Source organism: Streptomyces sp. NPDC058877 (assembly GCF_042742855.1).
Taxonomy (GTDB): Bacteria; Actinomycetota; Actinomycetes; order Streptomycetales; family Streptomycetaceae; genus Streptomyces.
In genome coordinates, this window is sequence record NZ_JBHYMF010000081.1 from 1 (window position 1) to 16906 (window position 16906).

Consider the following 16906-nt stretch of genomic DNA (forward strand, 5'->3'; position numbering starts at 1 on the left):
TTCTACCAAACACCCCCCTAACCCCCCCCCCCCGGCGGGGCCCCCCCCATTATGGTGGGGCGGGGCCGCCCCCCCCCCCGGCGCCCCCCGCCGCCGACGCCAGCGGACCGCTCGGTCCGAAGGTGAACCCGGTCAGCGAACTGGACGCCCTGACCATGACCGGCATCCCCGAGGAGTCCCGCGGACAGTTCCCCGGCGTTGCCGACCAGCTGAACGGACTCGGTCGACTGAACGAGCTGGGTCAGCTGCGGCAGCTGACCGACCTGGCCGCGCCGGTCGCCGGAGTGCTCCCCGAGATCTCCACCTGATCGACCCGACAGATCCCGTCCCGTGGTCCGGCGTCCGACGGCGCCGGACCTTCTTCGTGTCGCCCCCGGGTTCAGTCCGTGGCGGACTCCTCCCGTACGGGGTGCTTGCTCAGGATCGAGACCCGGTTGAAGGCGTTGATGGCGATCGCCACCCAGATCACCGCCGAGATCTCGTCATCGGTCAGCGACCGGCGGGCATCGGCGTAGGCGCGGTCCTGCGCGCGGGCGTCGGCGGGGTCGGTGGTGGCTTCCGCCAGGCCGAGGGCGGCCCGCTCGCGTTCCGTGAAGAGTTCGGTGTCGCGCCAGGCGGCCAGTACCCCCAAACGGCGGTGCGTCTCGCCCGAGCGCAGGGCGGCCCTGGTGTGCACGTCGAGGCAGTAGGCGCAGCCGTTGATCTGGGACACCCGGACGTTGACGAGCTCCACCAGGATGCGGTCGAGTCCTGCCGCGTCGGCCGTCGCCCGTACGGACCTGGCCGTCTGGAGGAGCGCCCGGTAGGGCTCGGGGCTCTGCTTGTCGACGTAGATCCGTCGCCCGGTCGGGGCTCCTGCCGTGTCGCTCACCGTGCGCTCCTTCCGGGCCGTCGTGGCCTCCGTCCGCGAGGAGTGCGTGTCACCGCCGCAGGGGCTATGATCATCCATTATTGTTGAAAATGGAACTACATTCTGGAGGGGCTTGCCATGAGTATGGCGGAGGTCGAGGTCCTGGCGGCGCGTGACGTTCCTCTGGGTGGGCCCCGGGCGATGACCGTGCGGCGCACGCTCCCGCAGCGCGCCCGCACCCTGATCGGGGCCTGGTGCTTCGCCGACCACTACGGTCCGGACGACGTGGCCGAGTTCGGGGGCATGGACGTCGCGCCCCACCCGCACATCGGACTGCAGACCGTGAGCTGGCTCTTCAGCGGTGAGATCGAGCACCGCGACAGTCTGGGCAGCCACGCCTACGTGCGCCCGGGCGAGCTGAACCTCATGACCGGCGGCCACGGCATCAGCCACACCGAGGTCTCCACCGCGCGCACCACCGTCCTGCACGGCGTGCAACTCTGGGTGGCCCTCCCCGAAGAGCACCGGAACGCGGCCCGCGACTTCCAGCGCCACGTCCCTGGAATCACCCGGATCGACGGGGCGGACATCAGGGTGTTCCTCGGTTCGCTCGCCGGAGACGCCTCGCCCGTGCCCACCTTCACGCCGCTGCTCGGCGCCGAGCTCCTCCTCGACCCCGGCGCGACCGTCACGCTCCGCACCGATCCGGCCTTCGAGCACGGCCTGCTCGTGGACACCGGTGAGGTCCGCATGGCCGGAACGCTCCTGCATCCGGCCGAGTTGGGCTACGCGGGTGCCGGGCCCGACGCGCTGACCCTGGTGAACGAATCGGACGTCCCCGCCCGTGCGGTCCTCCTCGGCGGCGCCCCGTTCGAAGAGGAGATCGTGATGTGGTGGAACTTCATCGGCCGCAGCCACGAGGACATCGCCGAGGCCCGCGAGGAGTGGGAGAAGGCCTCCGACCGCTTCGGCACGGTCGACGGCCACCCCGGCGACCGGCTTCCCGCCCCCGCCCTGCCCAACGCCCGGATCGCACCCCGGAAGAACCCGGTGCCGCGCGCGGACGCCGCACGCGGCTGAGGTGCGTTCCCTCCCGCCGCCCATCCGACCCACCCGAAAGGCATTCCCGTGAACGAGCAGGCCACCACCCCCGTCGTCCGGCGCGTGGACGCCCGGCACCGCTACGAGATCCTCGTCGACGACCAGCGCGCGGGCCTGACGGCCTATCGCGACCGCGAGGACCGTCGTGTCTTCTTCCACACCGAGATCGACGACGCCCATGCGGGTCAGGGCCTCGCCGCGGTCCTCGTCGCACAGGCCCTCGCCGACGTCCGCGCCTCCGGGATGCGGATCGTCCCCGTCTGCCCCTACGTGGCGAAGTTCCTGAAGAAGCACGGGGAATTCGCCGACGTCACCGACCCGGTGACCCCTGAGGTCCTGCAGTGGCTGGACGGGCAGCTCGGACGCTGACCCCGCTCGTCGAACGGTGTCCGGACGCGCACTCCGCCCGACGGGCCGGTGGTGAGCCCTCGGTTCCGTCGACCTCCCGATGCGTGGCCCGCGGAGTGGCCGGGCCGGGGGAGGCCTCCGCGGTGCTGGCCGAAGGGTGATCGATTGGCCAGAACCCGTCTGATCATCGGGATAAACGTCAATTCAAACAAGATCACCGCATGGAGGTAATGCACGCGGACTCCTCGGGCGGGACGGGCCCGGCGGCCGTTACGGTTCCCCGGGATCTGGGCCGATTCTCAGATCTCCGCGCCTTCCGTCTTCTTCCAACGGCTTTGGCGCGGTGCTGCGTGCCGAACGCCGTCCCCACGAAGGAGAGCCCGCCCGATGACCGTTGACGACCGCCCGGACGAACGGCTTGAGCCGCCCCGGCAGTCCAGTCTCAGCACCGCTGCCGCACGCAAGCTCGCCACCACGACCAAGTCCGCCCCGCAGATGCAGGAGATCTCCTCCCGCTGGCTGTTGCGGATGCTTCCCTGGGTCGAGGCCAAGGGCGGCGCCTACCGGGTCAACCGCCGCTTGAGCTACACCGTCGGCGACGGCCGCATCGAGTTCGTCCAGGACGGCCCCCGGGTCAGGGTGATCCCCCGGGAGCTCGGCGAACTGGCCCTGCTGCGCGGCTTCGAGGACGTCGACGTGTTGGGCGCGCTCGCCGATCGCTGCGTCCAGCGGGACTTCCGGGCCGGCGAGGTGCTCGTCGAACGCGGGACGCCCGCCGACCGGATCCATCTGATCGCCCGCGGCCGGATCAACCAGACCTCCGTCGGCACGTACGGCGACGAGCTCGCCGTCGCCGTCCTCGCCGACGGCGACCGCTTCGGCGAGGACGCACTCCTGGACTCCGAAGCCGACTGGGACCACACTGCGACCGCCGAGACCTCCGGCACCCTGCTCACGCTCTCCCGGGCCGACTTCGCCGCCGTCCTCGCCTCGGCGCCGGCCCTGCAGGCCCATGTCCGCGGCTTCAGCGCGCTGCCCCGCCAGCGGCAGAACAAGTACGGCGAGGCCGAGATCGCGATGTCCGCCGGTCATCACGGCGAGGTCGGCATTCCGGGCGCCTTCGTCGACTACGAGCTCAAGCCGCGCGAGTACGAACTCTCCGTGGCCCAGACCGTCCTCAAGGTGCACACCCGGGTCGCCGACCTCTACAACGGGCCGATGAACCAGACGGAGGAGCAGCTCAGGCTCACCGTCGAAGCGCTGCGCGAGCGCCAGGAGCACGAGCTCGTCAACAACCCCGAGTTCGGGCTGCTCCCCAACGCCGACTTCAAGCAGCGGATCCAGCCGCACTCCGGTCCGCCCACCCCGGACGACCTCGACGAGCTGCTCTGTCGCCGCCGCGGGACCAAGCTCTTCCTCGCCCACCCCCGGACCATCGCCGCGATCGGGCGCGAGTGGAACGCCGCCGGGCTCTACCCCGACACGATCGAGCTCGACGGGCACCGGGTCCCGGCCTGGCGCGGGGTCCCGATCCTGCCCTGCAACAAGATCCCCATCAGCAGGGAGAACACCAGCTCCATCCTCGCCATGCGCCTCGGCGAGGACAACCAGGGAGTCATCGGTCTGCGCCAGACCGGCTTGCCCGAGGAGTACGAGCCGGGCCTCTCGGTGCGGTTCACGGGCATCAGCGAGCAGGCGATCATGTCGTACCTCGTCACCACGTACTACTCCGCCGCCATCCTGGTTCCGAACGCCCTCGGCGTCCTGGAGAACGTGCAGATCGCACGCAGGCGCGGCTAGGGGCCCCGCCGCACTCCCCGCTCCCCGGCGGGCGCACGACGACGGCCACGGCACCTCGCGGCGCGGTCGCACCGCCGAGGGCCTTCGACGCCAGGGCCCTCCTCCGTCGTGTCGTGCACCGCACCCGACGTCGTGTCGATGCACTGCGGAGGTCGGGACGACCGGGGGCGTGCTGCGAACGCCACTCCCCTCCCGAATCCCGCGCCCCCTGCCGATGCCCCGGAACCCGGGGCGACCCCACCCAACCCTCCAAGGAGTCGCGGATGCCCGATGCCGGGCTTTCCCCCCTTCGATCCAGCCTGCCCGGCGCGGCGGCCCGGCTCGGGGCCCAGGTCCTCGCCGCCGCCGAAGCCCATGCCGAGGCCGAAGCCCTCGCCCCGGTGCGGCCACCGGCCGTTCCCCCCGATGCCCCCGCGCCCCTCGGCGCCGACGCTCCCACCGGCGTCCGGCCCGAGTGGGCGCGGGTCCTGCGCGGTCCCACCGGCCTCGGCACGGCGGGACTGTCCCTGACCCCGCGGGAGGAGCCCCCGGCGGCCCCCCGTCAGCCGCCCGCGGACGCCCTGGTGATTCCGGGCCTCTACTGGCACCCCGTTCCCGAACCGGACCCGGTGCGGGTGGACGAGGTCAGCCGCCGGATCAAGTCCTGGGCGGTCGACGAGGTGAGGCTCTACCCCGACGACTGGGAGGGCGAGTTCGACGGGTTCTCCGTCGGGCGCTACATGGTGGCCTGCCACCCGGACGCGCCGACCGTCGACCACCTCATGGTCGCCACCCGCCTGATGGTGGCCGAGAACGCGGTCGACGACTGTTACTGCGAGGACCACGGGGGCTCGCCCATCGGTCTGGGCGGGCGGCTCCTCCTCGCGCACACCGCCCTGGACGCCCTCCACTCGACGGCGGAGTACCAGCCGGCGTGGGCGGAGTCGCTCCACGCGGACGCACCCCGGCGCGCCTACCGCTCCGCCATGGAGTACTTCGTCCGGCAGGCGTCCCCCTCCCAGGCCGACCGGTTCCGGCACGACATGGCCCGATTGCACCTGGGCTACCTCGCCGAGGCCGCATGGGCCGAGACGGACCACGTCCCGGAGGTGTGGGAGTACCTGGCGATGCGCCAGTTCAACAACTTCCGCCCCTGCCCGACCATCACCGACACCGTCGGCGGCTACGAACTCCCCGCCGATCTGCACGCCCGACCGGACATGCAGCGGGTGCTGGCGCTCGCCGGCAACGCCAGCACCATCGTCAACGACCTGTACTCGTACACCAAGGAACTCGCCGGTCCCGGGCGGCACATGAACCTGCCCGTGGTGCTGGCGGATCGGGAGTCCCTCTCGGAGAGGGACGCCTATCTGAAGGCGATCGAGGTCCACAACGACCTCATGCGCGACTTCGAGGCCGCGTCCGCCGAACTGGCCGCGGCCTGCCCCGTCCCGAACGTGCTCCGCTTCCTGAGGGGAGTGGCCGTGTGGGTCGACGGCAACCACTACTGGCACCAGACCAACACCTACCGCTACGGCCTGCCCGATTTCTGGTAAGAACGGATTCATCTGTGACCAACACCGAGCTCCTCACCCCCAACGGCGCCTCCGCGTTCGTCCCCGCACCGGCGACGCCGTACCAGGGGGACATCGCCCGTTACTGGAACGCCGAGGCGAGGCCCGTGAACCTGCGCCTCGGCGACGTGGACGGGCTGTACCACCACCACTACGGCATCGGTGCCGTCGACCACGCCGCCCTCGGCGACGTCGAGGACAGCACGTACGAGAAGAAGCTGATCGCGGAGCTGCACCGGCTGGAGTCGGCGCAGGCCGAGGTCCTCCTGGACCACCTCGGGGCGGTCGGGCGCGGGGACACCCTGGTCGACGCCGGCTGTGGCCGGGGCGGCTCCAGCGTCATGGCCCACCAGCGCTTCGGCTGCACGGTCGAGGGGGTCACCCTCTCCTCCGCGCAGGCCGAGTTCGGCAACAGGCGCGCGAAGGAGCTGGGGATCGAGGACCACGTGCGCGCACGGGTCTGCAACATGCTCGACACGCCCTTCGAGAAGGGCAGCGTCACGGCCTCGTGGAACAACGAGTCGAGCATGTACGTCGACCTGGACGACCTCTTCGCCGAGCACTCCCGGTTCCTGAAGGTCGGCGGCCGGTACGTGACCATCACCGGCTGCTGGAACCCGAAGTACGGCCAGCCCTCGAAGTGGGTCTCCCAGATCAACGCGCACTTCGAGTGCAACATCCACTCCCGTCGCGAGTACCTGCGGGCGATGGCCGACAACCGCCTGGTCCCGCAGGCCGTCGTCGATCTGACGCCGGACACCCTGCCCTACTGGGAGCTGCGGGCCACGTCCTCGTTGGTCACCGGCATCGAGGAGGCGTTCATCGAGTCGTACAAGGACGGCTCCTTCCAGTACGTCCTGATCGCCGCCGACCGGGTCTGACGCACACCGGTCGCCGTCGAGGGGCGGGGTCCGTCCCCCGACGGTCCCCGCCCCTCGGATCATGCGGCCGGAGCGGTCGCCTTCTCCGCCGTCGGCGCGGTCACCGGCTCGACGCGGGGCGCCCGGGCGGCCCGCAGGCCGAAGCGGGCGATGACGGCGACCAGGGCGAAGGCGGTGGCGCCGACCCAGAAGGTGAGGGTGAACCCGGACTCGGCGGGCAGGGCGGGGACCCCGGCGGGCAGGTGCTCGATCGTCCGCGAGGCCAGGATCGTGGTGACGACGGCGCTGCCGATCGCACTGCCGGTGGAGCGGGAGATGGAGTTGATGCCGTTGGCGATGCCGCTCTGGTGGTGCGGGACGCTCGCCATGATGACGGCGGGCATGGCCGCGTACCCGAAGCTGACGGCCGCGCCGACGATCACTCCGGCGCTGATCACCGATGCGGTGTGGCCGTGGTCGAGGGCGAGCCAGCCGAAGCCGACGGCGCCGAGGCCGGCGGCCAGGGCGAGCGCCGTGCGGGGGCCGCGGTGCCGGACGATCAGGCCGCCGATCGGGGAGGCGAGCAGGGAGACGATCGCACCGGGGAGCAGGAACTCCACGGAGGCCCGCAGGACGGAGGCGTCGAAGCCGTAGCCGGTGAGGGCCTCGGGCATCTGGACGAGGTAGGAGACCCCGAGGAAGTTCGCGAACATGCCGAAGCCGACGAGGACACCGGCCGCATTGGCCATGAGCACCGGGCGGTGCACGAACATCCGCATGTCGACGAGGGGCTCGCGGACCTTCAGCTCGGTGAGGACCCAGACGACGGCCATGACGGCCGCGCCCGCGAAGCTGCCCAGGGTGCGGCCGGAGGTCCAGCCCCACTCGTGGCCCTGCGAGATCGGGAGCAGGAGCAGCAGCAGGGTGATGCCGAGTGTCAGCGCGCCGAGGAGGTCGGTTCGACCGCCGGTCTTCAGTCGGGTCGCGGGGACCAGGAGGACGACGGCGAGCAGGGCGAGGGCGGCGAAGCCGGTCGCCATCCAGAAGGCGCTGCGGTAGTCGGCGTCGGAGCCGGAGGTGAGCAGGCCCGTGGCGACGAGCGCGAGGCCGCTGCCGAAGGCCAGGGTGCCGCTGACGAGGGACATCGCGCCGGGCAGCTTCTGCGGGCGGACCTCCTCGCGCAGCACGGAGAGCGCCAGCGGGAAGATCGCGGTGGCGGCGCCCTGGAGGACCCGGCCCAGGATCAGCAGGGGGAGCGAGGTCGCCAGGGCCGCGACGACCGAGCCGGCGACCATGACGCCGAGGACGGCGACCAGGGTGGGCTTCTTGCCGTGCTGGTCGCCGAAGCGGCCGAGCAGTGGGGTGAAGACGGCGGCGGAGAGCAGCGTGGCGGTGGTCACCCAGCTCACGTTCGCGGTCGTCGTGCCCAGGTCGGCGCGGATGAGGCCGAGGATCGGGACCGGCAGGGTCTGCATCATCGACACGACCATGGCGGCGAGGCTCAGTGCGAAGACGACGAGCGTCTCGCGCCGGGGATCGGCTGCGGGCTGGGGGTTCTCGTGACTCATGGGTGGATGCCTTCTCGGTGCTTCATGGCGTGGATGTTTGACTTCATCAAGTAATGCGATGACGTTAGGCCGGGAAGCTTGAGATGGTCAAGTAAATGCTTGAGGTCCTTAAGTAAACAATTGATAATGTCAAGGATCCTGAGTAGGGTCGACCCATGAGCGCGACGACCCCCGAGACGCCCACCAAACTCCAGCTGCTGGAGCTCCTCGCAGCCATCGGCACGGCCCAGTGGCGCGACTTCGCCGCGGCTGCGGCCCACCACGGACTCACGTCCACCCAGGCCAAGGTCCTCGCCCAGCTGAACGGCCCCCTGCCGATGCGCGCGCTCGCCACCCTGCTGGTCTGCGACGCCTCCAACGTCACCGGGATCGTGGACCGACTGGAGGGACGCGGCCTCGTGCGCCGCGAGCCCGACGCCTCCGACCGGCGCGTCAAGAACGTCGTGGCGACGGACGAGGGTCGGGAAGTCATCCGGCGGGTCCGCGAGGAGATGCAGACGACCCACGGCGCGCTGGACACCCTCGGCGCGGAGGACAGCGCGACCCTGTACGCCCTGCTCGCCCGGCTGCGCCCGGGCATGGAAAAGGACGCCTGAGGGGCGGGGCCCACCCAGACGTCCGTGCCGCCGGTTCAGCTCCGGCGCTCCCCGAAGGCCTCCAAGATGTGCTCGGCGGCCAGGGTCGCCGTCAGCCGACCGTCCCTGACCTGCTGCTCCAGGGCGGGAGCCAGGTCCCGCACCGCCGGGTCGCCGTGCAGCCGGCGCAGCAACTCGTCGCGGACCATCGTCCAGGTCCAGTCGACCTGCTGGTCCTGCCGCTTGGCCGTCAGACGGCCGGTCGAGTCGAGCAGGGCGCGGTGCTGTTGCAGTCGGCCCCAGACCTCGTCCAGCCCCGCCGACTCCCGTGCGCTGCAGCTGAGGACCGGTGGCGTCCAGAACGCCTCGGCGCCGTGCATCAGTCGCAGCGCACCCGCCAGCTCGCGCGCGGCGGCGCGGGCATCGCGCTCGTGCGGGCCGTCCGCCTTGTTCACGGCGACCACGTCGGCCAGTTCCAGGACGCCCTTCTTGATGCCCTGGAGCTGATCGCCCGTACGGGCCAGGGTGAGCAGCAGGAAGGAGTCGACCATGTCGGCCACGGCGGTCTCCGACTGGCCCACGCCCACCGTTTCCACCAGCACCACGTCGTAGCCGGCGGCCTCCAGGACGACCATCGACTCACGGGTCGCCTTGGCGACCCCGCCCAGGGTGCCGGCGCTGGGGGAGGGGCGGACGAAGGCCGCCGGGTCGACGGCCAGCCGCTCCATCCGGGTCTTGTCGCCGAGGATCGAGCCGCCCGTACGGGTCGACGAGGGGTCGACGGCGAGCACGGCCACCCGGTGGCCGAGCCCGGTCAACATCGTCCCGAACGCATCGATGAAGGTCGACTTGCCGACGCCGGGCACCCCGCTGATCCCGATCCGCACGGCCTTCCCGCTGCGCGGCAGGAGCTCGGTGAGGAGCTCCTGCGCGAGCACCCGGTGCTGGGGGCGGGTCGACTCGACGAGGGTGATCGCCCGCGCGATCACCGCACGCTTCCCGTCGAGCACGCCCTTCACATAGGCGTCGAGACCGATCACAGGTCGTGCCCGAGGTCCGTCGCGAGCCGTGTCACCAGGTCGTGGGCAGCGTCCGGGATCACCGTCCCCGGCGGGAACACGGCTGCCGCCCCCATCTCCAGGAGCGTCGCCACGTCCTGCGGCGGAATGACGCCGCCGACCACGATCATGATGTCCTCGCGGCCCTCCGCCGCCAGCTCCTCGCGGAGCGCCGGCACGAGAGTGAGGTGCCCCGCGGCGAGCGAGGAGACCCCGACGATGTGCACGTCGGCCTCGACGGCCTGGCGGGCCACCTCGGCGGGGGTCTGGAACAGCGGGCCGACGTCCACGTCGAAGCCCAGGTCGGCGAAGGCGGTGGCGATCACCTTCTGCCCGCGGTCGTGCCCGTCCTGACCCATCTTGGCGACCAGGATGCGCGGCCGGCGCCCTTCGGCCTCGCCGAAGGCGTCGACCAGGCTCCGGGTGCGCTCGACGGACGGGGACTCGCCGGCTTCGTTGCGGTACACACCGGAGATCGTACGGATCTGGCCGGCGTGCCGGCCGTAGACCTTCTCCAGGGCGTCCGAGATCTCGCCGACGGTGGCCTTCGCCCGGGCCGCGCGCACGGCGAGTTCCAAGAGGTTGCCGTCGCCGCCGGCGGCCCGGGTGAGGGCGTCGAGCGCGTCCCGGCAGGCGGTCTCGTCACGTTCCTCGCGCAGCCGCCGCAGCTTGGCGATCTGCTGCGCGCGGACGGAGGAGTTGTCGACCTTGAGGACGTCGATCTGCTCGTCGGAGGCGACCCGGTACTTGTTCACGCCGATCACCGGCTGGCGTCCGGAGTCGATCCGTGCCTGGGTGCGGGCCGCGGCCTCTTCCACGCGCAGCTTGGGGATGCCGGCGTCGATCGCCTTGGCCATGCCGCCGGCCTGCTCGACCTCCTGGATGTGCTGCCAGGCGCGGCGGGCCAGGTCGTAGGTGAGCCTCTCGACGTAGGCGCTACCGCCCCACGGGTCGATGGTCCGACAGGTGCCCGACTCCTGCTGGATGAGCAGCTGGGTGTTGCGGGCGATCCGGGCGGAGAAGTCCGTCGGCAGCGCGAGGGCCTCGTCGAGGGCGTTGGTGTGCAGCGACTGGGTGTGGCCCTGGGTCGCGGCCATGGCCTCCACACAGGTCCGCGTGACGTTGTTGAAGACGTCCTGTGCGGTCAGCGACCAACCGGAGGTCTGCGAATGGGTCCGCAGGGAGAGCGACTTGGCGTTCTGCGGATCGAACTGCCGGACCAGCTTGGCCCAGAGGAGCCTGGCCGCGCGCAGTTTGGCGATCTCCATGAAGAAGTTCATGCCGATCGCCCAGAAGAACGACAGTCGCGGGGCGAAGGCGTCCACGTCGAGCCCGGCCGCCCGACCGGCGCGGATGTACTCGACGCCGTCGGCGAGCGTGTACGCCAGCTCCAGGTCGGCCGTCGCGCCCGCCTCCTGGATGTGGTAGCCCGAGATGGAGATGGAGTTGTAGCGCGGCATCCGCTGCGAGGTGTAGGCGAAGATGTCGGAGATGATCCGCATCGAAGGCCCCGGCGGATAGATGTACGTGTTGCGGACCATGAACTCCTTGAGGATGTCGTTCTGGATGGTCCCGGCCAGCTTCTCGGGCGGCACGCCCTGTTCTTCGGCGGCCACGATGTACAGCGCGAGGACCGGAAGGACGGCGCCGTTCATCGTCATCGACACCGTCATCTTGTCCAGCGGGATGCCGTCGAACAGCTGGCGCATGTCGTAGATCGAGTCGATGGCCACGCCCGCCATGCCGACGTCGCCGGTGACGCGCGGGTGGTCGCTGTCGTAACCGCGGTGCGTCGGCAGGTCGAAGGCGACCGAGAGGCCCTTCTGGCCGGCTGCGAGGTTGCGCCGGTAGAAGGCGTTCGACTCCTCGGCCGTGGAGAAGCCCGCGTACTGGCGGATCGTCCAGGGCTGGTTGACGTACATCGTCGGGTACGGGCCGCGCAGGTACGGGGCCATGCCCGGGAAGGTGGCGAGGAAGTCCAGGCCCTCCAGGTCCTGCCCGGTGTAGAGCGGCTTGACGGCGATGCCCTCCGGGGTTTCCCACAGCAGGTCGTCACCGCCCGCGGCCTTCTTGACGGCCGAGCGCCACTCCTCGGGTCCGCCGCCGGCGGTCGGCGCCCCGAGCTCGATCCCGGAGAAGTCGGGGATGGACATCAGGACACTCCCATGCGGTCGAGGGCGGTGGAGAGCAGGGCGACGGCGTCGCAACCGGCGAAGACGTAGGCGTCGACGCCGGAGTACGCCCCGGGGCGCCCGGCGAGGAGGACGTGCTCGGCCCCGGCTGCCCGCAGCTCGGCCGCAGCGGCCTCCGCCCCCTCCGCGTAGAGCGCGTCGCTGGAGCAGAGACAGGCCTCGCTGGCGCCGCTCTCCTCGAACGTGCCCTCGGCGACGGCCTCGATGCCGCCGGCCTGGAAGAGGTTGGTGGCGAAGGCGAGCCGGGCGGAGTGCGCCGCCGCCGGGCCGAGCGCGGCCAGGTAGACGCGGGGGCGGGCGCCGGTCACCGCGAGGTGGGCGTCGGAGCGGGCGCGCAGCGCCTCGTACGCCTCGTCCCGGCGGACGCGGGGGAGTCCTCCGGTGGGCGGTTCGGGGGCGGGCGCCCGGTCGACGGGCTTCTCGGCGAGGTGCGGGAACTCGCTGACGCCGGTGATCGGTTCGCGGCGGGTGGCGAGCTTGGCGCTGCGCGCGGACCAGGTCGCGGCGAGCCGCTCGCCGACGAGGCCGGAGCGGAGCGCCGCCTCCTGGCCCCCGGCACGCTCGATTTCCTGGAAGAACTGCCAGGCGGCGTGGGCGAGTTCGTCCGTGAGGCGTTCCACGTACCAGGAACCCCCGGCCGGGTCGATCACCCGGGACAGATGGGATTCCTCGATGAGGATGGTGGAGGTGTTGCGGGCGATCCGGCGCGCGAAGGCGTCGGGCAGGCCGAGTGCCTCGTCGAAGGGGAGCACGGTGACGCCGTCGGCGCCTCCCACCCCGGCGGCGAGCGTCGCCACCGTCGTGCGCAGCATGTTCACCCAGGGGTCGCGGCGCGTCATCATCACCGGCGAGGTCACGGCGTGCTGGCGCTGTGCGCCCGCTTCGGGGGCGCCGCAGGCCTCGGCCACCCGTGCCCAGAGCCGGCGCGCGGCGCGCAGCTTGGCGATCGTCAGGAACTGGTCGGCGGTCGCCGCGTAGCGGAACTCCAGCTGGCCGCACGCCTCGGTGACGGACAGTCCGGCGCCGGTCAGACCGCGCAGGTAGGCGACGCCGGTGGCGAGCGAGCAGCCCAGTTCCTGCGCGGCCGAGCCGCCGGCCTCGTGGTAGGGCAGGACGTCCACGGTCAGTGCCCGCAGCCCCGGGTGGCGGTCGGCGCAGCGGCGTGCGAGACCGGTGACGGACGCGAGGTCGTAGGACGGGCGGCCGGTGCGGGCCTCGTGGCCCAGTGGGTCTGCACCCAGGTTGCCCCGGGCCGCGTCAGCGGCGACGCCCCGCTCCTCGTACAGCTGGAAGAGCCGTTCGGCGGCTGCTTCCGTCTCCTCGCCGGCGTCGAGGGCGACGGGGGCGAGGTCGAGGTAGACGCCGTCGAGGACGGTGCCCAGCGCGGAGACCGGGATGCCGGTGCCGCCGACGCCCAGCCAGAGGGAGGTGACGCCGTTCTCCAGGTCGGAGAGGATCGCCTCGCCGTCGGGGGTGACATGGCGCTGGCGCACGTCCCAGCCGGAGGTGGTGTTGCCCTCGGCCCGTCCGCCCCGTACGAAGGGGGCGAAGCCGGGGAGCCCGGCCGCGGGGGCGGTGTCGCGCGCGGTGTAGAGCGGGCGCGTGGTGAGGTTGTCCTCCAGCACGGTGGACAGGGCGTCCTCGGCGGCGTCGCCGGAGACCTCCTTGCCCGACTTGCGCAGGACACCTGCCACGAGGTGTTGCCACTGTTCGTGTGGCGCGTCTGGGAATTCGGACGCCAGGGAAAGCCCGTCGTCAGGGAGGACCGTCATGCTCGGATGCTAGGTGAGATCAACAAAGGAGCAGGAGGGCGTACGACTGTGACCTTCTTCTCTTCGCGCGAGTTGAATAGGTTAGGCTTACCTAAGTTCAGCTCGGTTCCTTCCTCGTCCTCCCGGGAGCACCCGCATGCGACCCCACACGATCCGGGCCCCACGGCCCACCCCCGCCGAACGCGTCCTGTCGATCCTGACCGCGGCCCGCTCCATGACCGTCGTCACCGACGGACTCCGGCGCGAGGCGCACCGCCCGGACGCCATCGGACCGATGGGGCACATCCACCTCCACGACCCCGCGGAGGACTGCCCCGGCGCGGGAACCGCGCGCATCCCCGTCCGCCTGGAACTCACCGACATCGCCCCCGCCCCGGTGCGCCGACGCCTGCGCGCCCGCGTCACCCTGACGGGCCTGCTCTCCGCCCCGTACGTCGAGGAAGCCGCCACCAGCATCTGCATGGAGTTCGGTCAAGCGCTCCTCGAAGACGACGAAGGACGGGTGTTCGTCGGCCTCGAAGAGATCCGGGGCGCGGAGCCCGACCCCCTGGCCCTCCACGAGGCGGGCGCGCTCACCCATCTGACCGACCGGCACGCCGAACTCGTCCCCCTGCTGCTGCGCCTCGTCCGACCGCGCCCCGCCCGGGACACCGTCCGCGTCCTGCCCCTCGCCCTCGACCGGTACGGAATCACCCTGCGCCTCGAACACCGCACCGGGCGCCACCAGGACGTCCGGCTGCCCTTCGCCGCCCCCCTCACCCACATCGACCAGGCCGGCCCCCGCATCAGGGCCCTCCTCGCCGCGGCACGCCGCGCTTCCCACCTGCCGGTCTGAGACCCGGCCCGACCGACGGGTCGAGATGCCGGAGCGCCGGGCCGGGCGAAGAATGGATGGGACCGGCCCGCACGACGTCGGTGCCGCAACAGCTCGGGGACCTCCCTACCCGGACACGAACGCCATGAACGCAGGAAGCCCGGCCTCGGGCCGGTCCGTACCCGCCGGAGGCGTCCTCCACCGACTCGGCCACTGGTGCGCCCGCCACTTCATCGTCGTCATCGCCCTGTGGCTGGCGGCCGTCGCGGGACTCCAGATCGCCGACCGTGCCGTCGGCGGGCAGTTCTCCGACGACTTCGTGCTGCCCGGCGTACAGTCGGCCGAAGGGCTCGGCGTCCTGAAGGCGCACGACCCCGCTGCCGGAGGATACGGGGCCCAGATCGTCCTCAACCGCCCCTCCGGGCCCCTGACCCAAGAGGCCTCCGCGGTCAACTCCACCGTTGCCAACCTGCAGAAGCTGCCCGACGTCCTCAGCGCCCAGAACCCCCTCCCGCCGCCCGGCACCACCCCGCCCGCGCTCCCGGCCGGGACGCCCAACACCGGCCCGCTCTCCACCGACGGGAAGACCGCGTACATCACCGTCCGCTTCAGCGTGCCGCCCTCCACCCTCGGCAGTGACTACCTCAACGGCGTCGACACCGCGGTACAGCCGCTCCGGGACGCCGGCGTCACCGTCGAGTACGGCGGAAGCCTCGGGGAACTCGCCCGTCCCCAGGCCGACGACCGCAGCAGCGAAGCCATCGGCTTCGCCGTCGCGATCCTCGTCCTCCTCGTCGGCTTCGGCAGCGTCATCGGAGCCGTCCTCCCCCTGATCACCGCACTCCTCGGCGCGATCTGCGGACTCGGCATCCTCGGCCTCGTGGCCGCCGCCTTCACCTTCGCCACCGTCTCACCCACCCTGGCCACCATGATCGGCCTGGGCGTCGGCATCGACTACGCCCTGTTCCTCATCACCCGTCACCGCCAGAACCTCATGAACGGCCACGATCCCGCCGAAGCGGCCGCCTTCGCGACCGCCACCAGCGGCCGTGCCGTCCTCGTCTCCGGATGCACCGTCATCATCGCCCTCTCCGGACTGTGGGTCTCCGGAATCACCTTCATCGGCAAACTCGGCCTCGCCGCCGCCTTCACGGTCATCACCGCCGTGCTCGCCGCGCTCACCCTCGTCCCGGCCATGCTCGGACTCGTCGGCCGCCGCATCGACCGCTACCACCTGCGCAAGCCCGTGGCCGAGACCGACGCGAAGCCGGGGGAGCCCGCGCACGGCACCTGGCACCGGTACGCCCAGCGCGTCGAACGACGCCCCTGGCGGTTCCTGACCGGCGGCGTCCTCATCCTCCTCGTGCTGGCGTTCCCCCTGCTCTTCATCCAACTCGGCCACATCGGAGACGGCGCCGACCCCGAGTCCTTCACCGACCGGAGGGCGTACGACCTGATCTCCGAGGCCTTCGGTCCCGGCGCGAACGGGCCGCTCACCCTCGTCGTGGACCAGACGGCGGTCCCCGACGCCGACCGGGCCGCACTCGGCACCGCACTCCAACAGGCACTGGCCAAGGTCCCCGACGCCGCCTACATCACCCCGCTCCAGACCACCCCCGACGGAGACGTGCTCATCGGCACCGCCTACTCGGTTGCCTCCCCGCAGGACGAGAAGACGACCGAGCTGACCAACCACCTGGTCGACGAGGTCCTCCCGCAGGCCGTGACCGGCACCGACGCCCAGACCTACGTCACCGGCACCACGGCGGCCCAGGTCGACTTCCTCGACATCGTCTCCAGCCGACTCCCGCTGATCATCGCCGTCGTGGTGGGCCTCGCCTTCCTGGTCATCCTCGTCGTCTTCCGGGGCCTCCTGGTCGCGGTGAAGGCGGCCGTGCTCAACGTGCTCTCCATCGCCGCCTCGTACGGAGTGCTCGTGGCCGTCTTCCAGTGGGGCTGGGGCGGGCCCGCACTCGGGGTCTCCGGCAAGGTGCCCATCGAGAGCTACGTGCCGATGATGATGTTCGCCATCGTCTTCGGACTGAGCATGGACTACGAGATCTTCCTGCTGTCCCGGGTCCGCGAGGCCTGGCTGCGCACCGGCGACCCCAAGGGCAGCGTGGCGCACGCCCTGGAGATCACCGCCCGGGTCATCAGCTGCGCCGCACTGATCATGGTCAGCGTCTTCGCCGCCTTCATCATCTCGGACAACATCGTCGTCAAGATGCTGGGCCTCGGCCTCGCCGCCAGCGTCCTCATCGACGCCACCGTGGTGCGCCTGCTGCTGGTGCCCGCCGTGATGACCCTGCTCGGCCGTCACGCCTGGTGGACGCCGGGCTGGTTGGACCGGATCCTGCCGCACCTGGACACCGAGGGCGAAGGTGAGCTCCAAGCCGCGGAGAAGCCGTAGGCAAA

The 16906-nt window shown here is 71.4% G+C and carries 14 protein-coding genes; 9 read left to right on the top strand and 5 right to left on the bottom strand.

Going from position 1 to position 16906, the window contains the following annotated elements:
• Window positions 1-122 precede the first annotated feature (122 nt).
• Window positions 123-308, top strand: coding sequence for a hypothetical protein (locus ACFW2Y_RS19775; RefSeq protein WP_384880634.1), 186 nt, complete (start codon window positions 123-125; stop codon window positions 306-308).
• 71 nt (window positions 309-379) lie between these two features.
• On the opposite strand, the gene ACFW2Y_RS19780 is transcribed toward ACFW2Y_RS19775, so the two are convergent.
• Window positions 380-871: a carboxymuconolactone decarboxylase family protein gene (locus ACFW2Y_RS19780; RefSeq protein WP_384880637.1), complete on the bottom strand. Its 492-nt coding sequence runs from the start codon at window positions 869-871 to the stop codon at window positions 380-382.
• Window positions 872-988: 117 nt separating this feature from the next.
• On the opposite strand from ACFW2Y_RS19780, the gene ACFW2Y_RS19785 reads away from it, so the two are divergent.
• The 5 genes from ACFW2Y_RS19785 (at window position 989) to ACFW2Y_RS19805 (ending at window position 6533) form a co-directional block, all read left to right on the top strand.
• Window positions 989-1930, top strand: a complete 942-nt coding sequence (locus ACFW2Y_RS19785) for a pirin family protein (RefSeq protein WP_384880640.1) — start codon at window positions 989-991, stop codon at window positions 1928-1930.
• Between the two features lie 48 nt (window positions 1931-1978).
• On the top strand, window positions 1979-2320 hold the full coding sequence (locus tag ACFW2Y_RS19790; RefSeq protein WP_384880643.1) for a GNAT family N-acetyltransferase: 342 nt from the start codon (window positions 1979-1981) through the stop codon (window positions 2318-2320).
• 366 nt (window positions 2321-2686) lie between these two features.
• Window positions 2687-4099: a family 2B encapsulin nanocompartment shell protein gene (locus tag ACFW2Y_RS19795; protein WP_384880646.1), complete on the top strand. Its 1413-nt coding sequence runs from the start codon at window positions 2687-2689 to the stop codon at window positions 4097-4099.
• 263 nt (window positions 4100-4362) lie between these two features.
• The gene (locus ACFW2Y_RS19800; RefSeq protein ID WP_384880648.1) at window positions 4363-5634 is read left to right on the top strand and encodes a family 2 encapsulin nanocompartment cargo protein terpene cyclase; all 1272 of its coding nucleotides are present in this window, start codon (window positions 4363-4365) and stop codon (window positions 5632-5634) included.
• A gap of 14 nt (window positions 5635-5648) precedes the next feature.
• Window positions 5649-6533 carry a geranyl diphosphate 2-C-methyltransferase gene (locus ACFW2Y_RS19805; protein ID WP_384880652.1) on the top strand — a complete coding sequence of 295 codons (885 nt, stop codon included), beginning with the start codon at window positions 5649-5651 and terminating at the stop codon, window positions 6531-6533.
• Between the two features lie 59 nt (window positions 6534-6592).
• Here ACFW2Y_RS19805 and ACFW2Y_RS19810 read toward each other — a convergent pair whose 3' ends face one another.
• Window positions 6593-8080 (bottom strand): MFS transporter, encoded by a 1488-nt coding sequence (locus ACFW2Y_RS19810; RefSeq protein WP_384880653.1) that lies wholly within the window; start codon window positions 8078-8080, stop codon window positions 6593-6595.
• Window positions 8081-8235: 155 nt separating this feature from the next.
• Between ACFW2Y_RS19810 and ACFW2Y_RS19815 the strand changes: the two genes are divergently transcribed.
• The gene (locus ACFW2Y_RS19815; RefSeq protein WP_384880656.1) at window positions 8236-8676 is read left to right on the top strand and encodes a MarR family winged helix-turn-helix transcriptional regulator; all 441 of its coding nucleotides are present in this window, start codon (window positions 8236-8238) and stop codon (window positions 8674-8676) included.
• A gap of 35 nt (window positions 8677-8711) precedes the next feature.
• Here ACFW2Y_RS19815 and meaB read toward each other — a convergent pair whose 3' ends face one another.
• The 3 genes from meaB to ACFW2Y_RS19830 are packed head-to-tail and all read right to left on the bottom strand — an operon-like array spanning window position 8712 to window position 13677.
• Window positions 8712-9695, bottom strand: coding sequence for a methylmalonyl Co-A mutase-associated GTPase MeaB (meaB, locus tag ACFW2Y_RS19820; protein ID WP_384880659.1), 984 nt, complete (start codon window positions 9693-9695; stop codon window positions 8712-8714).
• Window positions 9692-11866, bottom strand: coding sequence for a methylmalonyl-CoA mutase (gene scpA / locus ACFW2Y_RS19825; protein WP_384880662.1), 2175 nt, complete (start codon window positions 11864-11866; stop codon window positions 9692-9694). The genes meaB and scpA overlap by 4 nt, the downstream gene beginning before the upstream one ends.
• Window positions 11866-13677 carry a methylmalonyl-CoA mutase family protein gene (locus ACFW2Y_RS19830; RefSeq protein ID WP_384880665.1) on the bottom strand — a complete coding sequence of 604 codons (1812 nt, stop codon included), beginning with the start codon at window positions 13675-13677 and terminating at the stop codon, window positions 11866-11868. The genes scpA and ACFW2Y_RS19830 overlap by 1 nt, the downstream gene beginning before the upstream one ends.
• Window positions 13678-13813: 136 nt before the next feature.
• On the opposite strand from ACFW2Y_RS19830, the gene ACFW2Y_RS19835 reads away from it, so the two are divergent.
• Both ACFW2Y_RS19835 and ACFW2Y_RS19840 read left to right on the top strand, forming a co-directional pair.
• Complete coding sequence (locus tag ACFW2Y_RS19835; protein ID WP_384880668.1) at window positions 13814-14512, top strand: DUF2470 domain-containing protein; 699 nt, start codon at window positions 13814-13816, stop codon at window positions 14510-14512.
• A 124-nt stretch (window positions 14513-14636) separates the two neighbouring features.
• The gene (locus ACFW2Y_RS19840) at window positions 14637-16901 is read left to right on the top strand and encodes an MMPL family transporter (RefSeq protein ID WP_384880670.1); all 2265 of its coding nucleotides are present in this window, start codon (window positions 14637-14639) and stop codon (window positions 16899-16901) included.
• Window positions 16902-16906 lie beyond the last annotated feature (5 nt).